At 60.4% G+C, this 16,888-nt stretch carries 13 protein-coding genes; 10 read left to right on the top strand and 3 right to left on the bottom strand.

The window, feature by feature from the left end; genetic code table 11:
* The first annotated feature begins 94 nt into the window (after positions 1–94).
* Both CWI75_RS04855 and CWI75_RS04850 read left to right on the top strand, forming a co-directional pair.
* The gene (locus tag CWI75_RS04855; protein ID WP_175580195.1) at positions 95–2,464 is read left to right on the top strand and encodes a TonB-dependent receptor; all 2,370 of its coding nucleotides are present in this window, start codon (positions 95–97) and stop codon (positions 2,462–2,464) included.
* A 168-nt stretch (positions 2,465–2,632) separates the two neighbouring features.
* Positions 2,633–3,808 (top strand): MFS transporter, encoded by a 1,176-nt coding sequence (locus CWI75_RS04850; protein WP_162299990.1) that lies wholly within the window; start codon positions 2,633–2,635, stop codon positions 3,806–3,808.
* A gap of 45 nt (positions 3,809–3,853) precedes the next feature.
* Here CWI75_RS04850 and CWI75_RS04845 read toward each other — a convergent pair whose 3' ends face one another.
* Positions 3,854–5,215, bottom strand: coding sequence for a glutamine synthetase family protein (locus CWI75_RS04845; RefSeq protein WP_101520358.1), 1,362 nt, complete (start codon positions 5,213–5,215; stop codon positions 3,854–3,856).
* 216 nt (positions 5,216–5,431) lie between these two features.
* On the opposite strand from CWI75_RS04845, the gene CWI75_RS04840 reads away from it, so the two are divergent.
* The 5 genes from CWI75_RS04840 to CWI75_RS04820 all read left to right on the top strand — a co-directional run bounded on the left by CWI75_RS04840 (position 5,432) and on the right by CWI75_RS04820 (position 10,047).
* On the top strand, positions 5,432–6,796 hold the full coding sequence (locus CWI75_RS04840; RefSeq protein WP_101520357.1) for an aminotransferase: 1,365 nt from the start codon (positions 5,432–5,434) through the stop codon (positions 6,794–6,796).
* Positions 6,797–6,859: 63 nt separating this feature from the next.
* Complete coding sequence (locus CWI75_RS04835) at positions 6,860–8,233, top strand: APC family permease (protein ID WP_101520356.1); 1,374 nt, start codon at positions 6,860–6,862, stop codon at positions 8,231–8,233.
* 114 nt (positions 8,234–8,347) lie between these two features.
* Complete coding sequence (locus CWI75_RS04830; protein WP_241521082.1) at positions 8,348–8,932, top strand: nuclear transport factor 2 family protein; 585 nt, start codon at positions 8,348–8,350, stop codon at positions 8,930–8,932.
* Positions 8,933–9,002: 70 nt separating this feature from the next.
* A complete protein-coding gene (locus CWI75_RS04825; protein ID WP_101520355.1) occupies positions 9,003–9,572 on the top strand; it encodes a DUF2878 domain-containing protein in 570 nt (189 codons plus the stop codon).
* A complete protein-coding gene (locus tag CWI75_RS04820) occupies positions 9,553–10,047 on the top strand; it encodes a chalcone isomerase family protein (RefSeq protein ID WP_101520354.1) in 495 nt (164 codons plus the stop codon). The genes CWI75_RS04825 and CWI75_RS04820 overlap by 20 nt, the downstream gene beginning before the upstream one ends.
* A 160-nt stretch (positions 10,048–10,207) precedes the next feature.
* Here CWI75_RS04820 and waaA read toward each other — a convergent pair whose 3' ends face one another.
* Positions 10,208–11,491 (bottom strand): lipid IV(A) 3-deoxy-D-manno-octulosonic acid transferase, encoded by a 1,284-nt coding sequence (waaA, locus tag CWI75_RS04815; RefSeq protein WP_101520462.1) that lies wholly within the window; start codon positions 11,489–11,491, stop codon positions 10,208–10,210.
* Positions 11,492–11,596: 105 nt separating this feature from the next.
* On the opposite strand from waaA, the gene lpxL reads away from it, so the two are divergent.
* The 3 genes from lpxL (at position 11,597) to CWI75_RS04800 (ending at position 14,639) form a co-directional block, all read left to right on the top strand.
* The gene (gene lpxL, locus CWI75_RS04810; protein WP_206604638.1) at positions 11,597–12,559 is read left to right on the top strand and encodes an LpxL/LpxP family Kdo(2)-lipid IV(A) lauroyl/palmitoleoyl acyltransferase; all 963 of its coding nucleotides are present in this window, start codon (positions 11,597–11,599) and stop codon (positions 12,557–12,559) included.
* A 30-nt stretch (positions 12,560–12,589) separates the two neighbouring features.
* A complete protein-coding gene (locus CWI75_RS04805; RefSeq protein ID WP_175580194.1) occupies positions 12,590–13,483 on the top strand; it encodes a lysophospholipid acyltransferase family protein in 894 nt (297 codons plus the stop codon).
* Positions 13,484–13,562: 79 nt separating this feature from the next.
* Positions 13,563–14,639 carry a CDP-glycerol glycerophosphotransferase family protein gene (locus CWI75_RS04800; protein ID WP_101520353.1) on the top strand — a complete coding sequence of 359 codons (1,077 nt, stop codon included), beginning with the start codon at positions 13,563–13,565 and terminating at the stop codon, positions 14,637–14,639.
* On the opposite strand, the gene CWI75_RS04795 is transcribed toward CWI75_RS04800, so the two are convergent.
* Entirely contained in the window at positions 14,624–16,639 is a 2,016-nt protein-coding gene (locus tag CWI75_RS04795) for a glycosyltransferase family 2 protein (protein ID WP_101520352.1), read from the bottom strand. The genes CWI75_RS04800 and CWI75_RS04795 overlap by 16 nt on opposite strands.
* Positions 16,640–16,888: the final 249 nt, after the last annotated feature.

Here is a 16,888-nt window from a genome sequence, read left to right as displayed (position 1 = left end):
ACGATTGCGCAAACGACGCAGCCGGGGTATAAGATGACGAAACCGGCAGAGACCGGAGCCCGCTGAGAAAAACACATTAACTACAGGGGTTACCATGACCAGACAGCGCGTATCACATAATCTTCTTGCGACCGGCCCGGTCCGGAAAACATTCCTTTCCAGAGCCGTGGCGACCGCCGTTATCGCCTCTGCAGTGAGCGTGCCAGCCTGGTCACAGACGCTTGAGGAGGTCATCGTTACCGCCACCAAACGTAGTGAATCGGTACAGGATGTACCGCTGGCCATTACGGCGCTGTCCGGTAATTTCATCAACCAGGTCAACATGAACGACATCAAGGACCTGGTGGCCTTTACTCCCGGCGTTACCGGCAACAGCCAGGACAGTTTCATTGACGCCATCAGCGTCCGCGGCATTCGTACCCAGGACTTCGGGGTTGGCGGTGACCCCTCATCAGCCTTCTTCAAGAACGACCTTTATGAAGGGCGCAACGGCTCGGCCGTGACCAGCCTTTACGATATTGAGCGTGCGGAAATCCTGCGGGGACCACAGGGCTTCCTGTTCGGCCGCAACTCCATTGGCGGTGCCTTCAGTGTGCACACCAAACGGGCGGAAACCGGTACCGACATCTCCGGCTATGTGGAACTTGATATCGCCGAGCGCGAGCGCAGAGCGATAGAAGGCGCCATCAATATCCCCTTCGGCGATCACTTTGCCTATCGCCTGGCCGGCTACTATTCCACCGAGGACGGTTTTGCGGACAACAAATTTCCAGGTTCGGATGACCTCATAGAGCACGACAAGTGGGCCTTGCGCTGGTCCACACTGTATGAAAAGGAGCGCCTGTCCGTACGCACCGAGGTTGAATACGAGGATCGTGAGCAGTCCGGTTCCGTGTACCGTGCCGTTGACCGCGGCGATATATGGGATGCCTTTGACACCGCCCTGGGCGGTGTCGAGCTACGCGGCAGTGATGAGGATATTGATTCCGACCTCACCGGGGGTGACAACGACGACGCCACCATCCTCACCCTGGGCCTGCACGTTGATTACGATTTTGAGTTTGCCACACTGAGCTCGAACACCGGTTACAAGGATCACGATTACTATTACAACGAGGACTACGACGGTACACCGCTGGATATCAACAACTACGGCCAGGACCAGACCGGCGATTACTTCCAGCAGGAATTGCGCCTGACCTCCAATACCGACGGTCCCCTGAGCTGGTATGCCGGCGCCTCCTATTACAAGGAGACCATTGATACCAAGTTCAGCTTTTCCGGGCGCGAGGATTTTTTCTGCCAATACTACGGCTACTACTACAACTACGGCGCCACCTTCTCCGGCTGTGCCGACCTGTACGCGTACTATGGCTCGCCGTTTTCCAGTTCGGAAGACGGGCGACTGGTCGAAACCGGCCGCATCAAGGGCGACTATTCCGGCTGGGCGACTTATGTCAACGTCGACTATTTCATTACCGAGAGCTTCGATATCGAACTCGGGTTGCGCTATACCGAAGATAAAAAAGACTTCTCTATCTTCGTGCCCACACCCGAGAGCGACCTCGGTCCTTACTGGGCGTACGGCTTTTCAACGGCCGAGTTTATCTCCGATAGTGAAACCTGGGACGACCTGACCATGCGGGTGCTGGCCAAGTGGCGACCGACTGACAACCGCATGTTCTTCGCAAGCTACACCGAGGGTTTCAAGTCCGGTGGCTTTGGCAGTTTTAACCTGGCCAACAATGCCGAAGGTGAACCCGCGGTCGGCAATGTGGGGATTGTCCAGAGCGATGGTTTCACACCCAACATCTTCGACCCGGAAACGGTCGATTCCTGGGAACTCGGCTATAAGGATTCACTTTTCGACGGACGCGCCAATGTCGATCTGACAGCGTTCTACTACGAATATGAAGACCTGCAGGTAGTCACCTTTGACGGTGGCGCCTCGCTGGTTAAAAACGTGGGCCAGGTAGAGGCCTGGGGCGTCGAGGGCTCCATTACCGGGCGGCTGACTGACAATTTTGACCTGTATCTGGCAGCTGGCTACCTGGATTCCGAAGCCACTGAATTACAGGCCATCTGTGGCCTTGAAGACCCCGATGGCTGCGAGGGCAGTTCTCTGTTCTGGGCACCGGAGTGGTCGGCGGCGGCGGTGCTGAACGCCAACTTCCCGGTCAGCGGTGGCGCCATCACCGGCAGCCTGGAAATCTCTTATGAAGACGAGAGAGGCGGCGGCTGGGAAAATCTTAGCGTAACCAAAATCGATTCCTATGCGGAGTCCAATCTGCGCATCGCCTTTGAGTCGGATGACAACTGGTTTCTGGAAGCCTACGTGGAAAACCTGACCGACGAGTTCAGCTGGGATGGCCAGAACAACAACGGCGGCATTCTGCCGGCACAGTTCTTTGGTCCCAAGCGGCCACGCACCATAGGCCTGCGCCTGGGTGCCACCTGGAACTGAGCCTCGGGCGACCATCCTGAACAGCGGGTCCGCCGCGGCGAACCCGCTGTTCAGCCCCACCAATTACCGCAACAGACTTCGTAACCAGGCCGTATAATATGCCGTCCTCCGGTCCGTCATTACACGGGGCGGCATTTATTAATCCGCTTGCGATTCAAGGGCTGTCTCTTGTCTACTGCCACGATATCCACCCGATTGCTTGCGTTCAGTCTGCTGGCAACACTGTTCTCGGGTTTTGGACAAACCTTTTTCATTGGCCTGTTCGGCGGCGCCTGGCGCACCGAGTTCGACCTGGATTACGCCGAGCTGGGCATGCTTTACAGCGCCGCAACGCTCACCAGTGGGCTATTGATCGTCACGGTCGGGCGCTGGCTGGACCATATTCCACTGCATCGCTATACCGCGGGTGTTGTCATGGCTTTCGCAGTGGGCTGCGTGGTCATCGCGCTGGCCCCGTCCGCGCTGTGGCTGATTCCCGGTATCCTGCTGCTGCGCCTGTGCGGCCAGGGACTGATGGGGCATATCGCCATCACCACCATCGCCCGTTACTTCAGTGCCCGGCGCGGTCGCGCACTGGCTATCGCCCAGCTTGGCTACCCCATTGGCGAAGCGCTGCTGCCGCTCTTGGTGGTAGTGGCACTGAGTCTCACGGATTGGCGTCACCTCTGGTGGCTGGCCGCGCTGGCGCTGTTAATGCTGCTGCCTGTACTGCTGCGCCTGTCCGTCAATCTACCCGCGCCAACTGAAGACACGAACAGCACCAGCCACGCCAGCCGCCGCCAGGTATTAAGGGACTGGCGATTCTACGCGATCCTGCCGGTGACCCTGACCGCACCCTTCATCATTACCGGGTTGTTTTTTCACCAGGTAGCCGTGGCGGAGGCAACCCGTTGGTCGCTCACCCTCTTGGCTTCGGCATTCAGCGTTTACGCTATTTTACAGGTGAGTGGGGGCTTACTGACAGGATTCCTGATCGACCGTTATTCGGCGCGCCGGTTAATGCGATTCTATCTGTTGCCCATGGGTCTTGGCTGCCTGGTGCTGTGGTGGGGAGAAAGCAACTGGCTGGTGTTTGCCTACATGGGTTTGCTGGGCCTGTCTGCCGGCGCCAATGGCACACTGGGCGGTGCACTGTGGGCCGAGCTGTACGGAACCCGTTATATCGGTGCGATCCGTGCCATGATGCACGCCCTGATGGTGGTGAGTACCGCCATCTCGCCGGTCCTGTTCGGCCTGCTCATGGACGGCGGCATGTCCATCCGCAGCCTCGCCCTGGTACTGGCTGTTTACGCGCTGGTGATACCGCTGGTGTTGGGTGGCAGTGTGCTGCGTGAGGCTCGGTAACCCTGGAGCATGGGCGGCGAGCGATCGCAACGCAACTGCAACGTCTTACAGAGAAGTATCGAACTCCATCGGTGTCACCTGGCGGTCAAACTCGTCCATCTCCTGTTCCTTGAGCAGAGTGAACACGCGCTGGAATTCCGGCCCGAAATTATCGCGAATAAAATCGGAACCCCGAAAGCGCTCCAGCGCATCCGGCCAGTAGCGCGGCAGGGACAATGCCACCTGGTCATAGGCATTACCCTCAATCGGCGCCGGTGCTTCCAGCTGCTGCTCGATACCCTGGAGCATTCCCGCCAGGATAGCGGTAACCGCCAGGTGCGGGTGGGCATCTGCGCCGGCAACCCGGTGTTCGATCCGGGTGGCCGCAGGCTGGTCGGTGGGGACCCGCAGGGACACCGTACGGTTTTCATACCCCCAGCAGGGCGCCAGCGGCGCGTGTGTGCCACGGCGAAAGCGACGATAGGAATTCAGGTGCGGCGCAAACAACAGCATGCTGTCCGCCATGTTTGCCATACAGCCGGCAATCGCCTGGCGCAACAGCGGCGTGCCCTTGCCGGTGCCATCGTCAAAGGCATTGTTGCCTTGCGCATCAAGCAGGCTGCAGTGCACGTGCATCCCGTTGCCCGCCAGCTCACCGAAAGGCTTGGCCATGAAAGTGGCGAGCAGGTCCTGGCTGCGCGCTACGCCCTTGATCGCACGCTGTAACATCACCGCCTGGTCGCAGGCCAGCAGGGCGTCGGGGCAGTGGTACAGGTTGATCTCATACTGGGAAGGCGCGCCCTCCTTGATCAGGGTGTCCACGGGCAGCTGTTGCATGTCGCAGGCATCGCGGATGCCGTGCATCAACTCGGACATGGTGGCCATCGTATACAGGCAATAGGTCTGCCCGGCGTTCAGGCGCCCCCCCACGCGATCACCCTGGGTGTGGCGCGGCTGGCCCAGCGCGTCCGGCTCGGCATGCAGCAGATAGAATTCCATCTCCGTGGCCACTACCGGGGTCAGGCCCAGCCGGGCAAAGCGCGCCATCACCGCGCGCAGCATGAAGCGCGGGTCAAGTACGCCGGGGCTGCCGTCGGCTTCGCGCATCGACATCAATACCTGGCCGGTAGGGCGTGGCATCCATGGAACCCGCGCCAGGGTGCGCACATCCGCCTCGCAGTAGCCGTCGCCGTCGCCGGTGTTGAATACCCAGGCCTCGACATCGCGACCCCAGGCGTCAAACGCCACCGAGCTGGCCGGCAGTTTCACTTCACCGGCAAATACTTTGTGGATTTTGTCCCGGGTAATCCACTTGCCGCGCATGCCACCACCGATATCGGGCAACATGACCTCGAAGATCTCGATATCCGGGTTACTGACAAGAAAGGCCTGCAAACGTTGCTGAACATCATCTCTGGTGCTGTGCATGGTATTGCGTTTCCCTGGTATTACGATTCCCCGAGCAATGCAAACCACCACTTTAGGGTAATTGCCTGAACAACGGGCTATGCCACACTGGCCGTATTGGCCCTGACGAACATTAAACTACAGCCGCAGCGCTCTCGACTATAACACTTCGGGGTAGATTCACGGATCACCCGCGGAAAATCCCGAGCGGCGGTGACTGCACAAGAGGCAACAGCGATGAATATGAAAGTAAGCTCTCCGGCACTGCACCAGCTGGACCAGTCCCACCATTTCCACCCTTTCACCGACCTGCGCGACTATGCCGCCCACGGCGGCCGCATCGTTAATCGCGCCGAGCATATTTATATTTATGATACCGACGGGCACAGGATGCTGGATGGCATGTCCGGGCTGTGGTGCTGTAATCTTGGTTACAGTCAGCACCAGATTGTCGAGGCGATTTACCGGCAACTGCAGGAGCTTCCGTTTTACAACAACTTTTTCCGCTGTTCCAACCAGCCGGCGGTAGAGCTGGCGAAAGCACTGGTGGATATCACCCCGGCCCGCTTCAATCATGTGTTCTTTACCAACTCCGGTTCAGAGGCCAACGATACCAATATTCGCCTGGTACACCGCTACTATGACTTGCTGGGCAAACCGGAAAAAAAGCTTTTCATCAGCCGCAAGAACGCCTATCACGGCTCGACAATTGCCGCGGGTTCACTGGGTGGCATGAGCGGCATGCACGAGCAGGTACGGGGCCTGGACTACGTACACCACATCAACCAGCCAAACTGGTTCGTCAATGGCGGCGACCTCTCCCCCGAGGAGTTTGGTATCGAGGTGGCGCGTGAACTGGAAACAAAAATCGACGAACTGGGTGAGGAGCGGGTAGCGGCTTTCATCGCCGAACCGATCCAGGGCGCGGGCGGTGTCATTATTCCACCCGACACCTACTGGCCGGAGATCCAGCGTATCTGTGACGAGCGCGACATCCTGTTGATCGCCGACGAAGTGATCTGCGGGTTTGGCCGCACCGGCGACTGGTTCGGCAGTGACACCTACCAGATCAAGCCCCAGCTGATGACCTTCGCCAAGGCCATCACCAACGGCTACATCCCCCTGGGCGGCGTTATGATCAGCGATCAGATAGCCGATGTGCTGCTTGCGCACGGTGGCGAATTTACCCACGGACTCACCTACTCCGGCCACCCGGCTTCCTGCGCCGCGGGCCTTGCCACCCTGAAGACCCTGCACGAGACCAATATCATCCAGACCGCGGCGACCACTATCGGGCCGCATCTGCAAAGCCGGTTGCGGGAACTGGAAAGCCATCCGATCGTGGGTGAGGTGCGCGGCAAGGGTATGTTCGCCGCCCTGGAACTGGTGCGTGACAAGCATTCCCGGGAGCGCCTGGCGCCGGAGTCCACCGGCGCGGTGTACTGCCGGGACCGGGCCAACGCGAACGGCCTGATGGTGCGCCAGACCGGGGACGCAATGATCACGGCGCCGCCGCTGGTCAGCACCATGGCGGAAATCGATACGCTGGTGGAGAAACTGCATCAGGCGCTTGACGAGACCGCAGCGCACTATGGTGTTTAGGCGGTTTTGCGATTAGCCTGACCTTCAGGGTCAGGCCGTTACCCTACTGATGGAAGCTCGCAGATGACAGACCAGGTAGTGCACACGAAAACCCTGCGCCAACGCGACATGGTGCTGTTCACGGTCTCTGCCATCCTGCTTCTGGACACCCTTACCGCCGCCGCCTCCGTGGGTGCACCCAGTGTATTCTGGTGGTTGCTGCTGGGATTGATATTCTTTGTACCCTTCGCCATGATCTGCGCCGAAATGGGCTGTGCCTATCCGGAGCAGGGCGGCATTTATGCCTGGATCCGCGACGCCTACGGCGGTCGCTGGGCATCGCGCGCCACCTGGTGCTACTGGGTGAATACCGCGGTCTGGATGCCGGCAATTTTCATCCTGTTCGCCGGTGTCTTCAAACAGATGTTCTTTCCGGACCTGAGCCTCGGCTGGCAAATAGCCGTGGGCATTATCCTTACCTGGCTGGCGGTACTGGTTAATGTAGTCACGCTGGAAGTGGGCAAGTGGATTCCCAATATGGGCGCCATTATCAAGGTGTTCATCTTCCTGGCCATCATCATCGGCGCGATTATTCATGTGCAGGGCTATGGCATGGCCAACCCGCTCACACTCGAGACCCTGAAGCCCGACTGGAGCAACAGCCTGCAGTACATTCCGGCCATCATCTACGGCATGCTCGGTTTTGAGCTGGTCAGCGCCGGTAGCGCCGAGATGCGCAATCCCGCCCGGGATGTACCGCGCGCCATCCTGATTTCCGGTACCATCATCCTGTTGCTGTACCTGTGCGGAACCATGGCGGTACTGGCGGCCCTGCCCGCGGGTGACATCAACCTGGTCGAAGGCATTATCGATACCCTGCAGCTGTTCTTCGGCGGTACTGCCCTGGGCGGCGTGTTTGTCATGGTGCTGGGCATCGGGGCATTATTCACCTTCTTCTCCAATGGCGTCACCTGGGCCCTGGGTTGCAACCGGGCGGCCGCAGAAGCGGCGCTGGAGGGCGAACTGCCGCGGGTTTTCGCGATTGAAAGCAAATCCCTGGGCACACCCGTTGGCGCCGCCGTGTTGATGGGAATTGTCAGTACCGTCGTGTTGCTGATGTACGGCTTGCTGGCGCTGTCCAATGAAGACCTGTTCTGGTCACTGTTTACTTTCAGCGCCGTCATCTTCCTGCTGCCTTATGAGGGCATGCTGCTTACATTCATCAAAATGCGCGTGACCGACCCCGATCATCCCCGCCCCTACCGTATACCCGGCGGCCTCACCATGGCCCGACTCTGCGCCTGGTCCTGCCTGGTGATTCTCGGCCTGGCCATTATCCTGTTTATTTATACGCCCGGTGAAGGCATGCAGTGGGCCGTGCTGGCAGGAGTCATCGTCACCCTCGTGGTCGGCGAGGGCGTGATCCGCAGCGCGGAAAATCATCGCAGGCCTGCATAAATAACGCTTATCCCCCACAGTTAGCCGGCTGGCTTAACTATTCAGCCCCTGCCGGATGACCCCGCCCGGGGAGCCGCTTACACTGCCTCTAAATCATAACGGGGGCAATTGGCAATGAGCGAACAAAGGCAACAACTGAACAAGCAGAACATGGGCATTGGCGAGGGTATACCCCTGCAAGCGACCGGTACGGACCTCGAGGGCCTGCGCCAGGATATCCAGCGGCTGATGGATATCGAAGCGATCAAACAACTCAAGCACGCCTATTTCCGCTGTATCGATACCGCCAACCTGGCGGAACTGGGCACCCTGTTTCACGATGACGTACACGTACATTTCATCGGTGGCACTTACGAATGGCAGGTAACCGGCCGCGAGCAATACCTCGCCAATATCGGCCAGTCGTTCAATGCCAGTTCCATAGGACACCACAACGGCCACCAGCCGGAAATCCAGATGCTCAGTGCCGACGAGGCCACCGGCATCTGGTATCTGGCGGACCACATGTGGCTACTGGGTCACAACGTTCTTACCCATGGTACTGCGCTATACTGGGATCGTTACAGCAAAGTCGATGGACGCTGGCTGATACGCGAAACCCGTTACGAGCGCCTGTATGAGATCAACGAAGCCCTGGCGGCGGCGCCGCAGCTGAGCTCGCATTACCTGGGTGTGCACGGGGCCAAGGTAGAGAGCTGAGCACCCTGGTGGAGTAATCCGGGAGCCGCTTCGGCGCGTAACGAAGATACCCTGTTACGGTTTTCTGCCCATGAGCACTCCCATTACTGACAGTTCAGGCACGGCGGCCACGCACCTCACCGACAAACTCTGGTTCAATGCCATCTGGTTCCAGAGCCTCTGGTTCTGTGCAGTTCTGGGCCGCGATGAGTTACTGCCCGCGACCCTGGCCATTATCGCACTGCACCTGTTACTGGTGCCCAGGCGCTTCGACGAGCTACGCCAGCTGGCGGTGCTGGGAGGCCTCGGTATCTCCGTTGATGCCGGCCTCAGTCTCAGCGGGGTCTTTGTATTCCCCGGCGGTGTCCTGGTACCCCTGTGGCTGTGTTGCCTGTGGCTGGCCTTTGCCACTACGCTGGGCCGCAGCCTCGCCGCTTTCGGCCCCAGGCCCTGGCTGGCGGCCATCGCCGGCGGTGTCGTGGTGCCCCTGAACTATTTTGCCGGCTCCCGTCTGGGTGCCGTGGAATTTGGTTTGCCCCTGTGGCAAAGCCTGTTGGTCATGGCGCTGATCTGGTCTGCTTTGTTACCGGGGCTATACTATCTGCAACAACGCTTCTTCAACCGTCTGGAGGCAACCCCCAATGTATCGATACCTGGCTAGTGTTATCCTGGCGGCGCTGCTGGCAGCCGCGACACAGGCTTCCGACAACCTGGAAATGGTCGGCGAGGCTCGCCTGTCGGTGATGTTCTGGTCGGTCTACGACTCCCGGTTGTATAGTGAAGATGGCCGCTATGACCCCGGCCAGCGCCCGCTGCGGCTGGAGATTGAGTATCTCAGGGACATCAGCGCCAGCGCACTGGTAGACCGCACTGGCGAGGAGTGGGACCACCTGAATCTCAACCACGAGGGCTCACAGGCCTGGCTCGAGGAACTGCGCGGCCTCTGGCCCGATGTCACCAAAAACGATGTCCTTGCGCTGGACCTGGACGAACAAAACCGCAGCACTTTCCTCCTCAATGGCGAGCCTCTCGGAGTTATCGAGGACCCGGCATTCGGGGAGCACTTCCTGGCTATCTGGCTGTCGCCTGACACCAGCCGCCCGGCATTGCGCAGGGCACTTATTGGTAGTCTCTAGGAGCCTGTCGGACTTAAGCGTTCGTAGCGAGGGAAAGTCCGGTTTGAGTCATTTTTTGAGCACTTTCGAGGCGAATAGTGGTTCTATTTAACGAGAAATTGCTCAAAAAAGGGCCAATCCGGCTTTTCCGCAGTAGAACAGCCTTAAGTCCGACAGGCTCCTAGCCTGCCGCTACGGGGCTGTCTTCCGGCAGGTACTGGTTGAGGCCCGCCAGGACCTCCTCGAGAGCGCCGCGATTTGCGGCTACTACCGCCAGCGCGTTCGCGCCCGTCTCCGCTCTGCGACCTGCATCCGCCAACAGTACCAGCACCTCCTGCGCCAGCTCCCCGGTATCCGCTACCGTCGCCAGGGCATGGCCGGCGGCCAGGGTGTCGTAGATGGTGGCAAAATTGAATACATGGGGTCCCGATATGATCGGTATCCCCCACGCCGCGGCCTCCAGCGGGTTGTGGCCACCGCGCTCGATCAACGACCCGCCGATAAATGCGATATCGGAAGCCCCGAATAACAACATCAGTTCACCCATGGTATCGGCCAGGTAGACCTGGGCGCCGTCGGGGCTCTCCTGCAGTGACCGCCGGGCGCACGTCAGCGCCCGTGCCCGCACCTCCTCCGCCACCGGTTCAAACCGCTCCGGGTGTCTGGGCACCAGAATCAGCAGGGTCTGCGGATACGACTCCAGCACCTTGCGATGGGCCGCCAGAATGTACTGATCTTCACCGGCATGTGTACTGGCGGCAATCCATATCGGGCGGACAAACCCCGGCTGGGCTCGCAACTCCGCCGCTGCTGCCTGCAGTTGCGGGGATATCTGCACATCGAACTTGATACTGCCGGTGACCGAGACCGTCTGCGGACGGGCACCAATATCCAGGAAACGCCGGGCATCATCGGCAGCCTGGGCTGCAATCCAGCTGATATTATGCAGTAACGGTCGCACCAGGCTATTGATACGGCGGTATCCGCGGGCGGAACGCGCCGAAAGTCGTGCATTTACCAGTACTATCGGTATCCCCCGTGCACCGGCGAGGCTGATCATGTTGGGCCAGAGTTCGGTTTCCATGATCACCAGCGCCGCCGGGCGAACGCGGTTCAGAAAGCGCTTTACCGAGCCGGGCGTATCGTAGGGTGAAAAGGCATAGCGCACGCGACTGCCGAACAGGGCCCGGGCGCGATTTGTACCGGTCATTGTCATGGCGGTCATCAGCACCGGGGAGCGCGGATGGCGCTCAAGTAGTGCCTTCACCAGCGGCGCCGCGGCAATGGTTTCCCCCACTGATACGGCGTGAACCCAGATTACCGGTTCGCTGGAGATGGGCGCGTAGCCCAGGCGCTGCGGCCAGTCTGCCCGCAGCCCCGGATTTTTGCGTCCGGACCACCACAGCTTGACAAGTAGCAGGGGCAGCGCGAGACGAAATGACAGAGAGTAAACAATACGCAGCATCGCCGGTCCGGGCAGTGAGACAGCCACCATTCTACCGAAAGCGACTCGGGAACGCCTGCACAACTATTGCCGCCACAGCCGGCCCACCTGCTAAACTGGCGCTCTGTGAATCAACAGCGAGTACCCTGCAACGTGAGTAAAGGCCGGTCGACCAACCGCGAGCTACGCTACCGCCGTTACCTGCACCCCCGCTGGTGGTCAACCTGGCTGGGCATCGCCTTGATGTGGCTTCTGGCAAGGCTGCCCCTGCGGCTGCAATGGTGGCTGGGAACAGGGGTGGGTGAACTGGCTTATTGGCTGATACCAAAACGCAGGCACATCACCGAGGTCAATATTGGCCTGTGCTTTCCCGAACTGTCCGCCGCCGAACAACGGGCACTGGTGCGTCATTCTTTTCATTCCAACGGCATCGGTATCATGGAGATCGGCCTGGCCTGGTTCCGCGATCCCGCTGCCTTCCAGGGCGTGACCACCGTGCACGGCCTGGAACATGTACACGCCGCACTGGCAGAGGGAAAGGGTGCTCTCGCACTCGGTGGCCACTACAGTTCGCTGGATCTCTGCGGAATCCTGGCCAGATGCCGGGTCGACGCCGATGTCATGCAGCGCGATCACAACAATCCCCTGCTCAACGCAGTAATGACGCGCGCCCGTGAGCGCCAGGACGGTATTGCCCTGTCCGCCAAGGACCTGCGCGGACTGCTGCGGCAATTACGCAACAACCGGCTGGTCTGGTACGCCACCGACCAGGATTACGGCCGCAAAGACGCCGTATTTGCGCCCTTTTTTGGGGTACCCGCGGCCTCCATCACCACAACATCGCGGATCGCCGCACGTAGCGGCTGCAAAGTACTGCCGTTCAGCCATTTCCGTCGCCAGGGCAGCCTTGGCTACGACATTTACTTTCATCCGCCGCTGGAGAATTTTCCTTCCGGGGATGACCTTGCCGATGCCACTCTCATCAACCAGGTGATTGAGCGCGAGGTCAGGCGGCATCCCGAGCAGTATCTGTGGATGCATCGGCGCTTCAAGACCCGCCCGGACCCACAAGAACCCGGCTTCTACTAATCCTCAACGAACCCTGATAACGGAAGACCCATGGCCCTGTCCAAAGCACGCATACTGATCTTTATCATCGGTCTCCTGGGCAAACTGCGCCTGCGCACCGCGCAGGGTATCGGCCGCGCCCTGGGCACACTCGGCTTTATGCTGCCCACACCCGCCCGCAAAGTCACTGACATCAACCTGCGCATCGCCTTTCCCGAGCTCGATGAAGGGGAACGGCGGGAGCTTACCCGTAACAGCCTGCGCCATACCGGCCAGGTGGCAATGGAAATCCCCCTGGTGTGGGAATGGCCGGTAGAACGCTGCCTGGATCTCATCCGGCAGCTTGAGGGCGAGGAACTGCTGCAGGCCGCGACCAAAAACGGCAAGGGCGTGCTGTTGCTGGCCCCGCACCTGGGCAACTGGGAACTGTGCGGGCTGTATTTCTCCTCCCGATACCGGATGGCCGCCCTGTACAGCCCACCATCCCTGGCGGGATTTGAAGACTATATGGTCCAGGTTCGGGGCAGGCTGGGGTCGGAGCTGGTGCGCGGTGACCGCCGCGGCCTGGCACGATTGATCGGTTTGCTGCGCGAGGGTGAAGTGGCGGGTATTCTGCCGGACCAGAGCCCTCGCGGCGCCGGCGCCGCCTACGCACCGTTCTTTGGCCTGGAGGTGCGAACCATGACCCTGGTGTCAAAACTGCTGCAGAAATCAGGGGCCACGCCACTGATGACCTGGTGCCAGCGGCTTCCCGATGGCGGTGGGTTTCGGCTGGTCATCCGCGCCTGTGAACCGGGCATTGCCGATCCCGACCCGGTGGTGGCAGCCACGGCTCTCAACCGTTCGGTGGAGGCCTGCGTGCGCGCCGCACCCGAGCAGTACCAGTGGGAATACAAGCGCTTTCGCCATCGCCCTGCCGGACAAGGCAATCCTTATCGGGAGTAGCAAGCTGCCCGGTAAGGTCGCGCCCACACCGATATGATAATATCGCCCATCCTCAGCCAGGCATCCCGGGAACTGGAGTATGCGCCGCTATCTGTTTTTTGTTAACCAGCCTTATGCCTACTCGATTTTGCGGCCACTACAGGCCGAAATCCGCAAGCGTGGGGATGAAGCAGCCTGGTTTGTCGCGGGCTGCACCTCGGCACCCCTGCGCGATGACGAACTGCACCTGCGCACCCTGGATGAAGCGCGCCGTTACCCGGCACTGGCAACCTTCGTGCCCGGCGACTGGGTACCGCCCCAGCTGCCCGGGATCAAGGTAGAGGTTTTCCACGGCCTGGCCCGCAACAAGCGTGGGCACAGCAGCGAGGATGCCAGTGACCATTACCAGATCCGCGGCTGGTTTGACCTGTACTGCACCCACGCGGAGACCGATACCGCCAAATTCAGCCAATTGGCGGCACAGCACAAGCACTTTGCCGTTGCCAAAACCGGCTGGCCCAAACTGGACCCCCTGTTCTCCGCGGGACAACCACAGGGGCCGCGCCCGCGTGCTGCGGATGAACCGCCGGTGGTGTTTTACGCCTCCACCTTCAGCCGCTCCATCACCTCCGCGCCGGTTCTGGCCGATACTATTGAAGCGCTCGCCAACAGCGGCCGCTGGCGCTTTATCGTCACCCTGCACCCGAAGATGGACCCGGCGGTAACCCGGCGCTACCGGCAAATGGCCGGCCCCAACCTGCGCTTTGTGGAAAGTGACCAGGAACTGCTGCCGCTGCTGCACGAGGCCGACCTGATGCTCTGCGACACCTCCTCGATCATGTTTGAATTCATGTTCCTGAACCGGCCCGTGGTGACCTACCGCACCAGGATGCCAGGCCCCTGGCTGCTGGACGTACAGGACATTAGTGACCTGGAAGCGACTTTGCAGAGGGCGGCACAACGGCCGCCCCAGCTTCTGCAGGCCGAAGCGGAACTGTGCCGGGAACTACATGGCTTTACCGATGGCGCTTCCAGCGCGCGCGTCCTGCAGGCCGTGGATGACTTTCTGGCCTCACCGGTGAAGCGACGCCGCAAGCCACTGAACCTGCTGCGCAAACTGCGGGTCAGGCGGCGCCTGCGCAAAGCCTTGTCAAACGCTGCTCACTCGGCGCCGTAGCGCGGCCTCGCCTTTGTCCACAGTCCCGCGTATTTGTTGAAGCTGACCTGGGCATAAAGCACCGCGGACAAGAACCCTACCGAGCCGTCGAGAAAACCCAGTCGCAACACATACACCTGGACAAAGGTCAGCAAGCCCCGCAGCGTTGGATACACCAGGGTGCGTACCTTCTTGCCCTGGCGGTATTTTTCATTGGCGCCCAGCCAGGCATATTGCGCACCCTTGAGCAGGGCGTGACCGAAGTCCCTGTGGGTATAGTGCACCAGCCGCGAGCGCAGGGTGCGCACTTTGCGCCCCTCGGGCAGCAGGATTTTCTCGTGCACCAGCGCGTCTGAAAAACGCACCCCTTCGCGGCGAAACAGGCGCAGGGGCGCTCGCCCGCTGCGACCAAAATCGAGCCGGGTACCATAAATGGTCACCGCCCAGGGCAACTTGTACGCATCCGCGTCAGGGGCATTCAGGACATGGTTTATCTCCGCCGCCAACTGGGGGCTGAGCCGCTCGTCAGCATCAATCGACAACACCCACTCCCCTGTCGCGCGCTCCAGGGCGCGCTGCTTCTGCACGCCAAAGCCGGGCCAGTCGGTATTTTCAACAGAGTCAGTATACTCGCGGGCAATTGCCACCGTGTTGTCCGTGCTGCCGCTGTCGAGCACCACAATCTCGTCAACCACGCCCTGCAGCGATTGCAAACAAGCGCCAATGTGAGCCTCCTCGTCCCGGGTGATGACAATGGCCGATAAGGACACTGTGCGTTGACGGTGGCAGGCGCGATTCAGGGCAAGAAACAGGGCGGCGGCAATCGCGGCTACCCCGACCAGGTACCAGGTGACAAACAGAGTGCGCGAAAACGCCGCCTCGGTCAGGCCAAAGACAAAGAACCCGACCGGGAACAGGGTGCCGGCCACTGCCAGATGCGCGCTGGTAATATCCCGGGAACGCACATAGCGGGCGAATACCAGCAGGGGTAACGACAGCAACAACAACCAGCTGAGACCGCCCGCCAGGCCCCGGGTCGCCAGGCTTTGCAACAGGTCATTATGGGTATGGTCGCGACAGCACCGTGCAACGAACTCGGGGGCTGTTACCTGCTCTGTAGCGATCGCGCGCTCAACCGCCCGGGTATAGCCGTTCAAGCCCGCGCCGGTAAGCGGCTGGTCGACAAACAGGCCCCAGGACAAGTCCCAGATCTCCAGCCGCGATTCAATGGGAGGATCAAGCTGGCCGGCGCGCATATCGGTCACCGTACGCACCAGCCGGTCACTGCTTAACGAGGCTATCGCGATAATCGCCAGCCCCGCCGCAACTACCGGCAAACGATAGCGCGCGGATACCAGCGGCAACATCAATAACAGCAGGACCGGCAGGGCCACCAGGTTACTGCGCGTTTGCGTCTGCAGTGCCGCCGCCAGGGCCAGGAATGCCAGGACAGCGGCCGCCCAGCCGAGGCGGGCATGTCCGGCACGGAACCAGTACAGCGCACCCACCAGGGTCAGCGCGGCAGACAGCAGTGCCAGGTTCCCCAGCGCTATCAGGTTGATCGCAAGTCCCGCTCGCGGGATTCCCGCAAAAACCTCAACGCTTCCAAGCCAGATGTCGGCGACCACGTTCGCTATCGCCCCCAACGCGGCAACGGCAAATGCTGCGAACACGGTATCGGCGCGAACCTTCGCCCATGTGATGGCCACTACCAGCGGCCAGAAAAAAATCAACCGCGCCGGGCCGTCCAACTCTTTAAGAGCGTTATAGTCAAATCCCGAGGCAATCCAGAACAGCACATAGACCAGCACAAAGAACCAGCAGCCAAAGTGGATCAGGCGCAATTCCCGGGGTTTTTCCCAGCCCTGCCGGCCGAGCACCTGGCGATGCATGAGCCACAGGCCGGCTATCGCGAGCAATAAAGTCGCCCAGGACAGCATTGTCGGTGCCAGCAAAGAGCCGCCCACGCCTGCCAGAAACAGTGCCGCCAGCAGCTGCCGGCCACGTTTTGATTGAATCATTGCATCTGCTCTTGCGCAGCGGGTTGAATGGAATCCGCGTCGCCAGATCCTGCAAGGAAGCGGCGTACGCTGACACCACTATATCGCAGTAACTCCTGCGGATTCCAACAGCCGGCGGTTAATTTGTGGCTGAACAGGCCGTCACCCGCTAACATGGCAGCGCTGCCGATGCGCAATAAAGGCTATTTTCACCAGCCGGGCGGCAGCAATCGACGAAACGGACCGAACAAACGCAAAAACCCGGAAACC

This window comes from Kineobactrum sediminis, assembly GCF_002868715.1.
In the GTDB taxonomy this organism is placed as follows: domain Bacteria; phylum Pseudomonadota; class Gammaproteobacteria; order Pseudomonadales; family Halieaceae; genus Kineobactrum; species Kineobactrum sediminis.
The sequence above is the reverse complement of the archived record's forward strand: the minus strand, read 5'-3'. Positions and strand labels throughout refer to the sequence as shown.